Genomic DNA, 16553 nt, shown 5'->3' with positions numbered 1-16553 from the left:
ACGTGGAAATACCAGTTAATTAGTATGCTATGGATTAGTACCTACCATTCATACAATAGATAAAATTATTTTGGTAAAATAATTTTCGGTTCTTTTTTAGCTTTATACAATACGCCATTAAAACCAATGACTTGAACGAGTTCTGCTCCTAGCATATTTGCTAATGTTTGAAATACATCTTTGTCTTCTGGACTATTGTTCAGCATTTTAACTTTAATCAATTCCCGTGCCATCAATGCTGCCCGTGCACTATCGATAACACTATTTTCTAAACCATTTTTACCAATTTGTACAACTGGATCCATCGTAGCTGCCAAAGAGCGTAAATATCGTTTTTGTTTTCCTGTCATTCTATCTCCTAATCTTGGAATGTAAATGTTTGATCACCGATTACCACTTCATCGCCATCTTTACATCCTTTTTCTCGTAATTTTTTATCTAATTCCATGTAACGCCAAATTTGTTGGAAACGACGTAAGGATTGATCGTCATCCAAATTTGTCATCGCTACTAAACGCTCAATACGATCGCCCTTAATGTAGAATGCTGCATCATCACCACGAGTGATAACAAATTCTACATCTGGTTTTGCTTCATACATAACAGTATCATCAGTAGACTCTGGATCTGGTTCATAATTTTCAACCCAGTAGTAAGCCCGTTCCATTAATTCTGGAAGACCTTCACCACTGAGGGCATTAATGCAATATACTTCGTAACCTTTATCTTCAAAATATTTGCGTACATTTGGAATCGTTTCTTCATCTTGAACCAAATCTATTTTATTTAATGCTACCACTTGCATTTTACGGCTTAATTTTTCAGAGTATTTTTTTAACTCTTCATTAATAGCATCAAAATCTTCTTTAGGGTCGCGCCCCTCCATACCAGATACATCTAGTACATGGATAAGAATATTCGTACGTTCCACATGACGCAAGAAATTATGACCCAAGCCAACACCTTCACTAGCGCCTTCAATCAATCCAGGAATATCCGCCATGACAAAGCTACGTTCACCTGGTAGGGATACTACGCCCAACACGGGTGTTAATGTTGTAAAATGGTAGGCTGCTACTTCTGGTTGTGCAGCAGACACTTTACGAAGAATACTAGATTTACCTACACTTGGGTAACCCAACAAACCAACGTCAGCCAATACTTTTAACTCTAATTGTAACCAATGTTCTTCACCGGGTTCGCCTTTTTCAGCAAATGTAGGGGCCCGGTTAGCACTGCTGTGGAAATGGGCATTACCACGACCACCACGGCCACCTTTAGCAATGGTGAAAGTTTGACCATCCTGCGTTAAATCACAAAATACTTTCCCAGTTGCTTCTTCTTTTACAACGGTTCCCAATGGAACTGGAATAATCATTGGTTCAGCACCACGGCCATATTTATTACCACTTTGGCCATTTTCGCCTGCTGGTGCTTTAAATTGACGTTTGTATCTGAAATCAACTAAGGTGTTGATATTTTTATCTGCTTTTAAAATGACGTCGGCCCCTTTACCGCCATCACCACCGCTAGGTCCCCCATTAGGAACATATTTTTCACGGCGGAAACTACTCATTCCATCGCCACCATCACCGGCTGATACGAAAACTCGAGCGCGATCTATAAACATATATCCGTCCTTTTCTGATAATCAAAGAGGGCCTATGGTTATTACCAAGGGACGTCTTTCACTATCGGTTTAACTTATCTTTTATTCTTGATTTAAATTATCTGTTATTCTTGATTCAGAATATCAAAGGCCTTTTGGACTTGTACGTCCTCTAATGTGCCTTTTGTTCTTGTACCATCTGGTAGAGCAATTTCTACATCTGGTTTAATACCAATGCCGTCAATAACACGATCATTCGGCGTATGATATTTAGCTATAGTAATCTTAATAGCTTCATTACCAAAATCAGGTAAAATCGTTTGTACAGTACCTTTACCATAACTATTAGTACCCACAATAGTACCAGCCTTACGATCTTGTACAGCACCTGCAATAATTTCAGAGGCGCTAGCTGAACCTTTGTTGATGAGTATCACTAATGGAATAGGATTTTCTATTCCTGCCGAATCATATTCAGCCACTTTACCAGAACGATCTTGTACCGTAACTAATGTACCTTTCGGCAATATAAAATCAGAAATTTCTTGTGCTGTCGTTAATAATCCACCAGGATTATCACGAAGGTCGATAATTAACTTCTTCATGCCTTGTTTTTTTAGGTCTTGGTATTGTAGGCCAAAATCATTACCCGTATTCTCTGCAAATTGGCTAATGCGAATATATCCCACATCTGGTGTTAACATTTTTGATTTTACAGTTGGTAATGTAATCTTTTCACGAGTAATGGTGAAAGTTTTTTCTTCATTGCCCCGTTTTATTACAAGTGTTACATCCGTACCAGCTTCCCCACGAACTCGTTTAGAGGCTTCTTCAATGGTCAATGTACTCGTATCAACATCATTAATCTTAATGATACGGTCACCACTTTCAATACCTGCTCTTGCAGCTGGTTGATCTTCAATAGCGCTAACGGCTTCAAGACCATCCGTTCCCATACCAAGTACCATACCAACCCCACTATAAGTAGCTGATGTTTGCTCCATAATACTCGTATAGTCTTCTGCATCTAAATATTGACTATGTGGTTCACCAAGAGATGACACCATACCTTTTAGCGAACCTTCAAACAAGGTTTGCTTTGCTACAGGTGTCATGAATACTTGGCTAGACACATAATAGGTAAACATATAACGAGGAAATCCCCAAAATGTACCTGAAAGATACCAAAATACTAGCCACATCACAAGGATGCCTGAACCTAGTATTTTCAAAATGGATTTACTAACACTCCATAGAATTTGTTTGTTCATATTATAAATATCCCATTGGATCTGTTGGATCACCATTCACACGAACTTCAAAGTGAACATGAGGACCAGTACTATTGCCGGTACTACCAGCATAAGCAATAACAGAGCCTTTACCAACACTTTGACCTTCAGATACTGCAACATCTTCATTATGACCATACAATGTAGAAATACCATTACCATGGTCTACAACGACAGTATTACCGTAACCACTCATCCAACCAGCATAAACAACTGTTCCACTATCAGCAGAATGAACTGGTGTACCATAATCAACGCCAATATCAATACCACTATGATAAATAGTAGTGCCAAAGATAGGATGTGTACGATAGCCATAAGGCGATGTAATTTCACCATTAGCTGGCCATCCCAATACCCCCGTACCCTGTGTATACGAGGATGGCGGTGGTGCTTGACCAGCTGCTGCCGCAGCAGCCGCCTCTGCCGCTGCTGCGGCAGCACGTTCTGCTTGACGTTGTTTTAACATATCTGAAATTTGAGCAGATGCAGCTTGTAACTCTTGGATAGCTGCCATCGCTGTAGCTTTATCACTTTGAGCTTTTTCAAGAACTACTGCTCGTTCTGCACGTTTTTGTTCAATTTCAACTTGTTTAGCTTGTGCAGCTTTTTCAAGTTCTACTACTTTAGCACGATCTTCTTCTAATTTTGCTTTACGTGCTTCGATTTCTTCTCGCTCATGCATAATCTCTTTTATAAGATTAACATCAGCATCTACGATGCGTTTTAAGATTTCCATGCGGTTCGCAAAATCATTGAAATCCTTTGCCCCTACTACTACATCAATATAGCTCAAACGACCATTGATATAAATATCACGAACACGTTTATAAAATACTTTTTCACGTTCTTCTAAACGTTTAAGTGCTTCTGCTAATAATTTTTCATTTTGAGCAATATCATTATCTAAAGCAATGCGTTGCTGCTGAATAGCTTGTAATTCATTTGTAGCTTGTTGTAACTCTGCATCGATTTGGCGTAATTGTTCAAATACACTGACGATAACTGCCTCTGCATCCGTAGCCTTTGAAGATTGCTCATTCATTTGTTGCTGTACAGTATTCAATTGGTTCGTTAAATCTTCATCCTCCGCATATATGAATAATGGAGTACCCAAGATAATAGAACCACAGACAATACTAGCTACCAAACGAACTAGTTGTTTATTCTGTATCATCACTATCTACTACACTTTCATATACTGTTTAAGAGAGATTGTACTGCCGATAGCACCTACCAAGATGCCACCACCCAATAACACACCGACTAATGTATAAAAGAATGGGAACATTTTAACTAATGGGAAGAACGCTAAAGATTGCTCTACTTCTAAAGTAATAAAATGATAAAATTCTCCTACACACAAAGTAGCAATAATCGCACCTACAAAACCTAACAACATACCTTCAATCATAAATGGCCAACGAATAAAGCTATTCGTTGCACCTACGTATTTCATAATGGCAATTTCTTTACGACGAGCAAATACTGTCAAACGAATCGTATTAGAAATGATAAACAATGTAGCAGCTGCTAAAAAACCAATTAATACGATGCCGCCAATACGAATAATTTGAGTGATTTTGAATAACTCTTCAATAACATCTTGACCATAATGAGAGCTTTCTACACCTGGGAATGTTGTCACCAAACGAGCAGTAGACTTTACATCTTCTGGGTTTTCAAATGTTAACACATAAGAATTTGGTAATGGATTTACACCATTAAGAGAACTTACCAATTGTTGTTGGTCACCTAAACGTTCCTTAAAATCGGTCATAGCTTGCTCTTTATTGATAAACTCTATACGTTTAACATTTGGAATCTCTTTAACTTTTTTACCTACCGCCATAATTTGATCAGTAGTTAAATCATCCTTCAAGTAAACACTTAACTCTACTTGATTTTCTAAACTTTCTGCCATGTTGTTCAAGTTCACAACACCACATAGAAATACACCAAGCATAAACAAAGACAATGCAACTGTTGAAATGGAGGCCAATGTCATGAGTCCATTGCGGCGCATAGATTTCAATGCTTCTTTAAAAAAGTATCTAAACGTTCTAATCTTCATTAAATTCTGCACCTCTCAAATTATCACTTTTTACACGGCCACCTTCTAATTGAATGACACGTTTATTTAAATACGTTACAAGGTCCATATTATGAGTAACCATAACCACAGTAGTACCAAAGTTGTTAATGTGTTTAAACAAATCAACAATATCTTTACTTGTATTGGGATCCAAATTACCCGTTGGCTCATCGGCAATGAGTACTAATGGACGGTTTACGATAGCACGAGCTACTGCCACACGTTGTTGTTCCCCACCAGACAAATCCTCTGGCAAGTCATTAGCTTTATCCTCTAGACCAACGAGTTCTAATACATGTTCTACTTTTTCCTTAATTACGGATGGTTTTTCCTCAATTACTTCCAATGCAAAGGCGATATTTTCAAATACCGTTTTATTAGGTAATAAACGAAAGTCTTGAAATACAACACCTAATTTACGGCGTAACATAGGAATTTTACTCGTCTTAATACGAGTCACATCTACATCATTAACTAGAACGGAACCTGAATCAGGCACAACTTCATGAGTTAACAACTTAAACAACGTAGATTTACCGGCTCCACTATGGCCAACAACCACAACAAACTCACCTTTATCGATAAATAAAGATACGTCATCTAGTGCAATAGAGCCATTTTCATAAACCTTACTAACGTTTTTAAATTCAATCATACAAACTTCCTTTTCTATTTACGAGCAACTGCTTTTTTAGCGGCGGCTACAATATCTTGGGCAGTTAAACCATATTTAACCATCAGTTCTTTTGGAGTACCAGATTCACCAAATGTATCTTTTACCCCAACAAATTCAACCGGTACTGGTGCATTAGCTACTACAACTTCTGCTACAGCTGCACCAAGACCACCAATGATATTGTGTTCTTCAGCTGTTACAATAGCACCTGTCGTTTTTGCTGCTTTCACAATAGCATCTACATCAATAGGTTTAATGGATGCCATATTAATAACACCAGCGGAAATACCGTCAGTCGCCAATAATTTAGCAGCTTCTACAGCTGGACCTACCAAGGCACCACAAGCGATCAATGTCACATCTGTACCCTCGCTTAATACATTTGCTACACCTGGTTTAAATGCATAACCATCTTGTGTCACGTCATCAACTCCAGCACGACCTAAACGAATATACGCAGGACCATTGTATTGTGCTGCCCATTCAATAACGGATTCAGTTTCTTTTTCATCAGCTGGTACGATAACGGTCATATTAGGTAATGTACGCATGCAAGAAATATCTTCTAATGCTTGATGAGTTGCACCATCTTCACCAACAGTAATACCAGCATGTGTAGCACATACTTTTACATTGAGTTTTGGATAACATACGGCATTGCGAATTTGTTCGAATGCACGACCAGACGCAAACATAGCAAAGGACGAAACGAAAGGTTTCTTGCCCGTCGCAGCTAAACCTGCACCTACGGAAATCAAGTTTTGTTCAGCAATACCAACGTTAAAGAAACGTTCAGGGCATGCGCCTTTAAATGTATCTGTTTTTGTGGATTTAGATAAATCCGCATCTAATACGATAATTTGAGTATCTTGTTGACCTACTTTTGCTAATGCGTTACCGTATGCTTCTCGAGTTGCTTTACCCATGATTAACCCTCCAAAATTTCTTTCACAAATTGTTCGCCTTGTTCTGCACTTGGTGCTTTACCATGCCAACCTGCTTGGCCTTCCATATCCGCTACGCCTTTACCTTTTACAGTATGCATAACGATACATGTTGGTGCATCAGTGACTGCTTTAGCAGCTTCGATGGCGTTGTGCAATTCATCAATATCGTGACCATTCACTTCAATCACATTCCATGTGAAAGCTTGGAATTTTTCAGGAATTGGCAATGGGGACAATACTTTTGTAATATCACCATCAATTTGTAAACCATTGAAATCTACAAAGGCTGTCAAATTGTTCAATTTATAGTGACCAGCGAACATGGCTGCTTCCCATACTTGGCCTTCTTCTAATTCACCATCACCAAGAATTGTATATACTCGGTAATCAGCATTATCAATTTTACCAGCCAATGCCATACCACAGGCAGCGCTGATACCTTGGCCCAGAGAACCTGTAGACATATCAACACCAGGTGTATGTTTCATATCTGGATGACCTTGTAACATATGGTCAATTTTACGTAAATTCAATAATTCATCTTTACTGAAATAACCTTTTTCCGCTAATGTAGCATACAATGCTGGTGCCGCATGACCTTTGGATAATACAAAGCGATCTCGATTAGGATCAGATGGATTTTCAGGATTTACATTCATTTCTACGAAATACAATAAGGACATTACATCAGCGATGGACAAGGAGCCACCTGGATGGCCAGAGTTAGCCGCAGTAACAGCTTTCACAATGCTAGCACGAATTTGTTTTGCTTTCTCTTGAACTAATTGTTTTTGTTCTTGAGTCAATGTAGTCATAGAGACCTCTCTTTCTGGAGTAAATCCATAAAATTGGGAAAATCCTTAAATTTGGCACATTCTGCATTTACAGAAAGATGTAATAACAGATTTCTGAAACAACATGTTTCTGTAATAACAGAATTCTTACATTACTTTTCCAGCAATGACAATGCAATGAATGCATTTGTCTTAGAAATTTGTTCTAATTCAGAAATACGATTAAATGATACTGTATAGGAGGATGTATCTTGCAGTAATTCATGAATGCGTTCATACAATACCTCTCCATTTAATTCTGCCATAGTTCCTATAGCCTGTTGGCCAATCATTTGTAAAAAACTGATAATTTTTGGGTCATATGATATGCCTATGACCGGTTTTTTCAAAAGGGAACTAAATACAAGGGCATGTAAACGGATACCAATCATCACATCAATGCTACCAGACAGTGCTAGTAGTTCGGTGGTATTAAAAGGCCCTTCTAATACCACGCCACTTTGAGGCATCAAAGCACATATAGCCTTCGCCTCCTCCGTATCCTCAGGATGAGACATAGGAATGAATATGGCCTCTACCTTGTCACGTTCTTTCAGCTTCGTCAAAGCCTTAGCTAATTCACTGCGATAGGCCGTATCGGATTTCCAACTACGAACGGCTATACCGATGCGTTTTTTCGTTAAATCCATGGCATATTGGGATAAAATGTTTTCCCCGATAGATAAATCAGGATCATGCATGGCCAATACAGCATCTGCCGTCACTTGAATGGGTACATTGGTAATGCCTAGTGAAAGTAACTCTTCCTTAGATATTTCATCGCGCACAGTGATGTAGTCCACATGTTTTAATACTTTCGCTACCGCACGTCGTGTAGAGTGATTGTACAAAGGTCCAATACCCTGTGCATAGAGCATTACCTTTTTTCCAAGCATCTTAGCCATACTCATGATACTGAGATAGTAATAAGTATTACGAATACTTGTAGCATCTTGTAATAAACTACCACCCCCACTGATGAGTAAATCAGCTTTCATCAGCGCAGACATAATAGGGAACATCGCAAATGTTCCTACTGCTTGGAGATTATGTTTTTTACTGGTCTCACTAGGATTACCAGAGATAACAGTAATATTAGCGGTCGGTTCAATATCGCGAATGGAATCAACAATAGCATTAAGCATGGCCTCATCACCGGCATTACCAAAGCCATAATACCCAGAAATCACGATGTTACTCATGATTAACCTCCCGTTGTTGGTACCATTGTGCCACATAGATTAAGAAGCGGGCTGCTAAGATAGCAACGACACCAAGAATAGCACCAATCCACAAACCATCTACACCACGCATAATAGACATCATCACTGGTGTGCGTAAATGACAGAATGTCTCTACCATAGAAGCAATACCAATGACACTAGCAATAGTTAATATAAAGTGAATCACCAATGGCCATTTACGTAAGAATGCAAAGGTTGCTAGCATAAATGCTGGATGACCAATGATAAATTCTTTTTCACGAGGACGAGCATATAATGTATTCTCCAAGAAACGGCGAAGCATAAGTTCTGCCGCTGGTACAGGTACGCCAGCAGTATGACCGCTACGCCCCACAAATACATAGCCTACGGTTGCTAATGCACCAACCACTAAGAATACATAGAAACGCACATCCATCGTAAGAAATTCTTTTACAAAGTTAATAGCTTCTTCTTTGCTATTTAACATACGACCTTTCCACAATGGAAACCGTTGTAAATACGCAATTGCTACTAATACAATTGGCAATACAAATGTTAATTTAACACCTCTAAAGATGGCAAATTCCATAAAGAATCGAGTATTACCTAGCATAGAGGCAATAAACATAGCGCCCACAGCCGCAAACAGAGCTGCACCAACTAAGTACATCAACGCATATCCTGTAGCTCTCCACGGTCCTACTGGAGTATCTGATGCAATACTCTTCCAATGATCCATAACCATGATCATAGCCCCTACTGGTGCCATTACGGCCGCCGATAACGCCCACAATAAAGTAATCATAGTACCGCTTGTAATGATATATACAACGATAGATGCTAAGGATAGTGCAAAGAACAATACAAGTTGTTTATGTGTTCTCATAGCCACGAGCATTTGTAAAACAAATACAAACAAGGCAATAGAGCCAACCATAGTCACTACGACGAGTAATGGATTCGGATTGTACGCAGGATATACATCACCACGACCAAATTCAAAACCTTTTTCTGCTAATTTATCGCGAGATTCCGCAATGTAATTAATTGTTGTTTGAAGAGATGTAGTATTATTTTGACCGTCTTCATACAATGGGAATAAATTAAAGCGAATATTACGCTCAATATCACTGATATAGTAGCGTTGAGACGCTTCCTCTGGAGTAATTTTCTTTAACTCATCTTTGGCGATGGTATATAAACGACCTACACTATATTCCTTCATAGCGGCTAATTCATTAAATCCTGCTTGAGGATCATATTGTAGTTGGTTAACAGCTTCTATACCAATCAAAGGAATATTACGGGAGTTTAATTCTTTTAATGTTTCATCTAAATATTTAGGCGCCCCTAATATTTCTTTACCCGTAAATACGATGCCCGTTACATTTGGGATATCATTAATACGACTAAATACATAGCGTGTATCTTCTGGTGTTACATTTTTAAAGTTTGTAGGGCGAACGATAACGTTAAATCCACGATTAGATACTTCTTGTGCTTGTAAACGAGAAATACTCAATTTCATCGTAGACAACGCCTCATAAGGAGCACCAGTTAATTCTAGTAATAAACCTCTAGAGGAATTCACTAGACCTACTTTATCAGCACCAAGGCGATGTACTAAGTCTTCACGAATTTCTTTAAAATATCCTTCTTTACCGGGTACACTAGCTACGTATAAAGCACCTGCCTTATAGTTAGCACCATAGAGTTGAACATTAGTACTCAAGTCTTGTGCATTGAGCAATTGAATCTCACCAGCATCATTAGCTTTTTCTAATGTTCGATCATAAATAGCAAATGCTGTAACACCAGACGCTTTTAATGCTTTAAAAGCATCATGGGTAGAACGTTTTTCAAAGGCGGATGCTCGTAATACAGCATCATAATCGACAATATTTTCAATATGGTTTTGAGCCTCTTCTATACGGTCTCGTTGATATACGAGAAATAATGCCGTTAACAAGCCTATTGCCATACAAAGGATTAAAATTATGGAATTATTTTTTTTAGGTGTCATCCGTTGAATCACGATACATCCTTTCTACTCAATAATGGGTGTTACCTTAATACGAATAGCCTCATCTTTCACAGAGATACTATCTGCTTTCACAGATATAGGGAATTCATTGAAATCATAAATAGCGATAGGTTCAAGCAGAGAGGAATTCAATCCACTAATAGTAGTTCCATTTAGTGTAAATCGTTGAGGTTCAAAATATAACACATTTTTATTTAAATCAAGCATTCCTGTAATTTCAGCCTTACCTTTGAGGAATCCACCTACATTAATCGTTCCAGTAACAGTGATTTTCTCATCCTTCATGGAAACGATTGTATTCTCCAGACCTTTAACTTGAGCTTCCATATATTGTGTTAAATCATCTTTTGTAACAATGCCTTCCATAGTGGATTTCTGAACACTCAATACATCGAGCTTTTGATTCATAATCAATGTTACTGGATTTACAGTAATATTATCTAGCTCATAGTGAAAGCCTGTAAAACTAAGAGCTCCTAGTTTTACATTTTCCAAATTACCCCGAATAGCATCCACATCACCATATAATAATTTAACTGCAGGCATAGACTCTACTACAACAGTTTGATCACTAGGATGTAAGGATTCATCTAACTGATCCTCAATTCTCATACCAATGTATTTAGGCAATAGATATTGCCCGGCTATAGCAACAATGATAACGAGGACTAACAGAAATCCCAAAAACTTTTTCATAATTATCTCCTAAATAGATAGGTTTGCTTCTTTTTTCAAAAAGCCTTCCATAAATTGATCAATATTACCATCCATTACAGCTTGTACATTGCCGGTTTCAACACCCGTACGATGATCTTTCACAAGGTTATATGGATGAAATACGTAGGATCGAATTTGACTACCCCACTCAATCGCCTGGTAGGTACCCCCAATTTGCTCTTTTAATTCTGCTTGCTTCTCTAATTCTAATTCAAATAATTTTGCACGTAACAAACGCAAACATTGTTCTCTATTCTGTATTTGAGAACGTTGAGATTGACATTGTACCACAATACCAGTTGGTCTATGTGTCATACGAACAGCTGAATCAGTTTTGTTAATATGCTGACCACCAGCACCACTAGCACGATATGTATCAACTTGAACATCCTTCATATCAATGTTAATTTCTACATTATCATCAATTTCAGGCATGACATCTACCGCCGCAAATGATGTATGACGACGAGCAGCTGCATCGAATGGAGAAATCCGGACAAGACGATGAACACCTTTTTCAGATTTCATATAACCAAAAGCATTTTCACCTTTAATTAAGAATGTGGCACTCTTAATACCAGCTTCATCACCTGGTTGTTCATCCATCAATTCTACGCCATAACCTGATTTTTCAGCCCAACGCAAATACATACGGATGAGCATAGAACACCAATCCTGTGCCTCGGTACCACCAGCACCAGCATGAAAAGTTAAAATCGCATTATTTTGATCATATTCGCCACTCAACAACAAGAGTATCTCTTGTTTTTCTACAGATTCTTCAATTTGTTGTACATAATCGGATATTTCTTTTTCCATGGAAGCGTCATCTTCTTCGATAGCCATATCTAACATTAATCGAGCATCTTCCACATCTTGAACTAGCTGTTTATAACCATCAACTGCATTTTTTAATTGTGTTGCTTCTTGTGAAATTTCACGAGCTTTATCTGGGTCATCCCAAAAAGTAGGATCACTCATTTTAACATCTAATGTAAAGATTGTATCTTCCTTCTGAGCGATGTTAAAGTGAATCCCTCATTCCATAAATTCGTTCTTCCAGATTATCAATAATTGGTTTTAAATCATCTAACAATTTATGTCACCACCTTTATATGCTATTAATAAACCCCGCCTAAAAAGGCTATTATATATCCTCAAAAATATATATGTAAAAGTTATGTAAACAAGAAAATGGCCGTTGCTATGATGTTCAGAGCAACGAACCATTCCCATAAGTCTTTAATCTATGTTTTGTGGCTCCAACACATCATCATGGTGGGTTTGTGCACCTTCTAAATGATCAACTGGTTCTTCAACTGACTCTACGAATTCTGCACGAATGCGGTACAAGGCCATGATTGTTTCTTCTTGAATCGACTCAATCATATTCTGGAACATTTCATAGGCTTCAAATTTATATTCTACCAATGGATTTTTTTGTCCGTATGCACGAAGACCAATACCTTCACGCAACATATCCATATTATCCAAATGTTCCATCCATTTTCTATCCACAACGCGTAGCATGATAGCTTTTTCTAATTGGGTCATTAATACGTCACCCAATAAGTTTTCTCGTTCTTTATATTCAGAATGCGCCAAATCCAATAATTTTTCTTCCAAATCTTGACGGCTGTATTCTTCCATATCTTCAGGAGACAAAATTTCTTTCGTCAAGAAATATTGACTCAAATGAGTATATAAGCCTTCATAATCCCATTCTTCAGGATATAATTTTTCATCGGCATAAGTATCCATAGATTCTACTACGATCTTATCGATCATAGTTTCAATAGTTTCGCGTAAGGATTCATTACCTAAAATGCGACGACGTTGTTCATATAAAACTTCACGTTGTTGATTCATAACATCATCATATTCCAAAATATATTTACGAATATTGTAGTTATGATCTTCAACTTTTTTCTGCGCTTTTTCAATGGATCGAGTAATCAAGGAATGTTCGATTGGTTCATCTTCTTCCATACCTAATTTGTCCATAATACCAGAAATATTATCGGCACCAAAAATACGCATCAAATCATCTTCCAAGGAAAGGAAGAATTGAGATGAACCTGGGTCACCTTGACGACCAGCACGACCGCGCAACTGGTTATCAATACGACGGCTCTCATGACGTTCTGTACCAAGAATCGCTAAGCCCCCAATTTCAGGTACACCTTCACCTAATTGAATATCTGTACCACGACCAGCCATATTAGTGGCAATCGTTACCATTCCCATTTGACCAGCTTGTGCTACTATTTCAGCTTCTTGTTCATGATGTTTCGCATTTAATACGCTATGAGGAACACCACTGCGCTTAAGCATATCACTAAGCTCTTCAGATTGAGTAATAGATGTAGTACCAATCAATAAAGGTTGTCCTTTTTTATGACGTTCTACAGCATCTCTTACAACTGCACGATATTTAGCAGCCTTAGTTTTAAAAATCAAATCAGGCATATCTACACGAGCCAATGGCTTATTTGGAGGAATTTCGTATACCTCTAGGCCATAAATATCATTAAATTCTTTTTCTTCCGTTTTAGCTGTACCAGTCATCCCCGCCAATTTTTCGTACATACGGAAGTAGTTTTGGAATGTAATAGACGCTAATGTTTGACTTTCACGTTCTACTTTTAATCCTTCTTTAGCTTCAATAGCTTGATGTAATCCATCAGAATAACGACGTCCAAACATTAAACGACCTGTAAATTCATCAACGATAACAACTTCGCCATCTTTAACTACATAGTCTGTATCACGATGCATCATCGTATGAGCACGTAAAGAAGCACCTAACAAATGATTCAATTCAATATTTTCAGCATCATACAAATTTTCGACACCTAACATTTTTTCTACTTTAGCTATACCAGAATCTGTAGGAGCAATCGTTTTTTGTTTTTCATCAATTACGTAGTCTTCTTCAGCATTCAAATGAGGTACAATTTTAGCTAATTTATAATAATTATCTGTAGAACGTTCACCAGGGCCGGAAATGATTAATGGCGTACGCGCTTCGTCAATCAAGATAGAGTCTACTTCATCGACAATAGCATAATTCAATGGCCGTTGCACCATATGAGCGACCTCTGAAACCATGTTATCACGCAAATAGTCAAAACCAAATTCATTATTTGTACCATATGTAATATCACAACTATACGCCATTTTACGTTGGTTGTAATCAAGATTGGCTACGATTAGCCCCACAGATAAACCTAAAAATTTGTATAATTTCCCCATCCACTCGCTATCGCGTGTAGCCAAATAATCATTAACAGTAACAACATGAACACCTTTACCTGTTAACGCGTTTAAATACACTGGTAGTGTACCTACCAATGTTTTACCTTCACCAGTACGCATTTCTGCAATATTACCACGGTGCAAAGTAATACCACCAATTATTTGTACATCAAAATGGCGCATACCAAGAACACGTTTAGACGCTTCGCGAACTACAGCAAACGCTTCTGGTAGGATGTCATCCAAAGTTTCACCTTTCGCTAAACGACGTTTAAACTCATCTGTTTTAGCAACTAGGTTTGTATCACTTAATTTAATGTAATCAGATTCAATGCTATTAATATGATCAATAATTGTGCGCATTTTTTTAATTTCTCGAGCGCTATTATTTCCGAGAAGACGTTGGACAAAGCCGAACAAAAAAATCAACTCCCTCAAAAGGACATTTCACATTATTATATTCAATTAATTGTAGCAAAAATGTGCAAAATAGTCAAAAAATATGCGTATTTTTGACGTTTTAGAACTTCATCTCTAGCTCATGAAAATAGGTTACACAAAAATATCACAGTATTGTAAAAAAAATGATTACAAAACTAAAGACTTACCCTAAAAATTTATACTTACAACTGCAAAAAACTGCAAAAAAGTGAGAATCCTCTCTTACGAAAGAATTCTCACTAATCACTATATCATAATATTATTTCTACTATTGCCTACTATACTTCTGGTTCAATCAAACCATAGGACCCATTATGACGACGATATACAACATTATATGTTTCAGTTTCCGAATTGAAGAACATAAAGAAGTCATGACCTACAAGATTCATTTGTAAAATAGCTTCTTCCACATCCATAGGACGTACAGAGAAGCGTTTCCGTCTTACCACTTCTAATGTATCTTCTTCAATAGGCTTTTCAGGTACTTCAACTTCAGGATGGAATGCACCTTGTTTTTTGAAACGTTTAGCCAAACGAGTTTTATGTTTGTGAATTTGACGAATGATTTTATCTACAACTAAATCAATAGCCGCATACATATCAGGATTTGTTTCTACCCCACGCAATACGATACCATCAACGAAACAAGTAAGTTCTATAGTGCTTTTATCTTTTACCACAGAAAGTACTGCTTGTGCATCTAACTCTTCATCAAAATAACGAGTCAATTTTCCAAGTCTTTTTTCTACATACTCACGAAGAGCCACAGTTACTTCAATGTTTTTTCCTCTGATTGCTACTTTCATAATTCAACACCCTTTCTCAAATAACACATCAAGAACTTGTAAAATCTGTGATTAGATTTCATCGTATTCTTCATGTCTTATTATATATATTCAACATAAGGGGGTAATAATCCTCTTTTTTAGAAAAAATTTTTTCCTATTTAAAAGATGGATCTATATATCACTAAGTGTGGTAGTCATTAAGTAAAACAATACATCCGATCAAAAAAACAAAAAACTGCTTTTAAAAAAGCAGTATCAATATATAAAAAAGCCCAGTAGACTATACCAGGCTTGATTATTCAGTTATGTCTAGAGCTTACGCTTTTACAACGTTAGCTGCTTGTGGACCACGGTTGCCATCAACGATGTCGAATTGAACACTTTGGCCTTCTGCCAAGGATTTAAATCCTTCGTCTTGGATAGCAGAGAAATGAACGAATACATCGCCGCCATCTTCTCTTTCGATAAATCCGTAACCTTTTTCAGCACTAAACCATTTTACTTTACCTAACATGAAACTTCCTCCTAATTCTTTATTGTGTAACTGATCTTACTCGTCTTACTTGCTCATCATAACACAGTGTGTATAAAATATCAATCTAATCTACCTATAAAATTTATAGAGTTAAACTCATGCATAAAGAT

Annotated in this window: 15 protein-coding genes; all 15 read right to left on the bottom strand. The window is 37.4% G+C overall.

The window, feature by feature from the left end; translation table 11 throughout:
• Positions 1 to 65 precede the first annotated feature (65 nt).
• Complete coding sequence (yhbY, locus tag RVY80_RS06075; protein WP_295187943.1) at positions 66 to 350, bottom strand: ribosome assembly RNA-binding protein YhbY; 285 nt, start codon at positions 348 to 350, stop codon at positions 66 to 68.
• A gap of 8 nt (positions 351 to 358) precedes the next feature.
• The gene (obgE, locus tag RVY80_RS06070) at positions 359 to 1630 is read right to left on the bottom strand and encodes a GTPase ObgE (RefSeq protein WP_295187942.1); all 1272 of its coding nucleotides are present in this window, start codon (positions 1628 to 1630) and stop codon (positions 359 to 361) included.
• A 104-nt stretch (positions 1631 to 1734) separates the two neighbouring features.
• The gene (locus RVY80_RS06065; protein WP_295187940.1) at positions 1735 to 2880 is read right to left on the bottom strand and encodes a S41 family peptidase; all 1146 of its coding nucleotides are present in this window, start codon (positions 2878 to 2880) and stop codon (positions 1735 to 1737) included.
• Between the two features lies 1 nt (position 2881).
• The gene (locus tag RVY80_RS06060; RefSeq protein WP_317329952.1) at positions 2882 to 4078 is read right to left on the bottom strand and encodes a murein hydrolase activator EnvC family protein; all 1197 of its coding nucleotides are present in this window, start codon (positions 4076 to 4078) and stop codon (positions 2882 to 2884) included.
• A 9-nt stretch (positions 4079 to 4087) separates the two neighbouring features.
• Positions 4088 to 4975, bottom strand: coding sequence for a permease-like cell division protein FtsX (gene ftsX, locus RVY80_RS06055; RefSeq protein ID WP_317329951.1), 888 nt, complete (start codon positions 4973 to 4975; stop codon positions 4088 to 4090).
• Entirely contained in the window at positions 4965 to 5651 is a 687-nt protein-coding gene (gene ftsE, locus RVY80_RS06050) for a cell division ATP-binding protein FtsE (RefSeq protein WP_295193113.1), read from the bottom strand. The genes ftsX and ftsE overlap by 11 nt, the downstream gene beginning before the upstream one ends.
• A gap of 14 nt (positions 5652 to 5665) precedes the next feature.
• Positions 5666 to 6598 (bottom strand): transketolase family protein, encoded by a 933-nt coding sequence (locus RVY80_RS06045; protein WP_317329949.1) that lies wholly within the window; start codon positions 6596 to 6598, stop codon positions 5666 to 5668.
• A 2-nt stretch (positions 6599 to 6600) separates the two neighbouring features.
• A complete protein-coding gene (locus tag RVY80_RS06040; RefSeq protein ID WP_295187928.1) occupies positions 6601 to 7434 on the bottom strand; it encodes a transketolase in 834 nt (277 codons plus the stop codon).
• A 131-nt stretch (positions 7435 to 7565) separates the two neighbouring features.
• Positions 7566 to 8654, bottom strand: a complete 1089-nt coding sequence (csaB, locus tag RVY80_RS06035) for a polysaccharide pyruvyl transferase CsaB (protein ID WP_295187927.1) — start codon at positions 8652 to 8654, stop codon at positions 7566 to 7568.
• A complete protein-coding gene (locus RVY80_RS06030; RefSeq protein WP_317329947.1) occupies positions 8647 to 10638 on the bottom strand; it encodes a DUF5693 family protein in 1992 nt (663 codons plus the stop codon). Before RVY80_RS06030 ends, csaB begins: the two co-directional genes overlap by 8 nt.
• Positions 10639 to 10704: 66 nt before the next feature.
• The gene (locus RVY80_RS06025; protein ID WP_295187921.1) at positions 10705 to 11397 is read right to left on the bottom strand and encodes an LmeA family phospholipid-binding protein; all 693 of its coding nucleotides are present in this window, start codon (positions 11395 to 11397) and stop codon (positions 10705 to 10707) included.
• Between the two features lie 9 nt (positions 11398 to 11406).
• Positions 11407 to 12514 (bottom strand): peptide chain release factor 2 gene (gene prfB, locus RVY80_RS06020; protein WP_295187917.1). Its coding sequence is split into 2 segments (ribosomal slippage): positions 11407 to 12456 and positions 12458 to 12514, totalling 1107 coding nucleotides; the frame shifts between segments, so codons are not numbered across the junction.
• 146 nt (positions 12515 to 12660) lie between these two features.
• Positions 12661 to 15096 (bottom strand): preprotein translocase subunit SecA, encoded by a 2436-nt coding sequence (gene secA, locus RVY80_RS06015; RefSeq protein WP_317329946.1) that lies wholly within the window; start codon positions 15094 to 15096, stop codon positions 12661 to 12663.
• A 299-nt stretch (positions 15097 to 15395) separates the two neighbouring features.
• Complete coding sequence (gene hpf / locus RVY80_RS06010) at positions 15396 to 15926, bottom strand: ribosome hibernation-promoting factor, HPF/YfiA family (RefSeq protein ID WP_317329945.1); 531 nt, start codon at positions 15924 to 15926, stop codon at positions 15396 to 15398.
• A 298-nt stretch (positions 15927 to 16224) separates the two neighbouring features.
• Positions 16225 to 16422, bottom strand: a complete 198-nt coding sequence (locus tag RVY80_RS06005; protein ID WP_295187909.1) for a cold shock domain-containing protein — start codon at positions 16420 to 16422, stop codon at positions 16225 to 16227.
• Positions 16423 to 16553: the final 131 nt, after the last annotated feature.

This window comes from Veillonella absiana (genome assembly GCF_032970865.1).
Lineage (GTDB): Bacteria > Bacillota > Negativicutes > Veillonellales > Veillonellaceae > Veillonella > Veillonella absiana.
This window is presented reverse-complemented; position numbering and strand designations above follow the sequence as displayed.

Bases quoted from the DNA above. Each gene is read 5' to 3' on its own strand.
- RVY80_RS06045 (WP_317329949.1), bottom strand. From the start codon at position 6,598: ATGGGTAAAGCAACTCGAGAAGCATACGGTAACGCATTAGCAAAAGTA.
- yhbY (WP_295187943.1), bottom strand. From the start codon at position 350: ATGACAGGAAAACAAAAACGATATTTACGCTCTTTGGCAGCTACGATG.
- RVY80_RS06005 (WP_295187909.1), bottom strand. From the start codon at position 16,422: ATGTTAGGTAAAGTAAAATGGTTTAGTGCTGAAAAAGGTTACGGATTT.
- obgE (WP_295187942.1), bottom strand. From the start codon at position 1,630: ATGTTTATAGATCGCGCTCGAGTTTTCGTATCAGCCGGTGATGGTGGC.
- RVY80_RS06040 (WP_295187928.1), bottom strand. From the start codon at position 7,434: ATGACTACATTGACTCAAGAACAAAAACAATTAGTTCAAGAGAAAGCA.
- RVY80_RS06065 (WP_295187940.1), bottom strand. From the start codon at position 2,880: ATGAACAAACAAATTCTATGGAGTGTTAGTAAATCCATTTTGAAAATA.
- ftsX (WP_317329951.1), bottom strand. From the start codon at position 4,975: ATGAAGATTAGAACGTTTAGATACTTTTTTAAAGAAGCATTGAAATCT.
- RVY80_RS06030 (WP_317329947.1), bottom strand. From the start codon at position 10,638: ATGGCAATAGGCTTGTTAACGGCATTATTTCTCGTATATCAACGAGAC.
- RVY80_RS06060 (WP_317329952.1), bottom strand. From the start codon at position 4,078: ATGATACAGAATAAACAACTAGTTCGTTTGGTAGCTAGTATTGTCTGT.
- ftsE (WP_295193113.1), bottom strand. From the start codon at position 5,651: ATGATTGAATTTAAAAACGTTAGTAAGGTTTATGAAAATGGCTCTATT.
- RVY80_RS06025 (WP_295187921.1), bottom strand. From the start codon at position 11,397: ATGAAAAAGTTTTTGGGATTTCTGTTAGTCCTCGTTATCATTGTTGCT.
- hpf (WP_317329945.1), bottom strand. From the start codon at position 15,926: ATGAAAGTAGCAATCAGAGGAAAAAACATTGAAGTAACTGTGGCTCTT.
- csaB (WP_295187927.1), bottom strand. From the start codon at position 8,654: ATGAGTAACATCGTGATTTCTGGGTATTATGGCTTTGGTAATGCCGGT.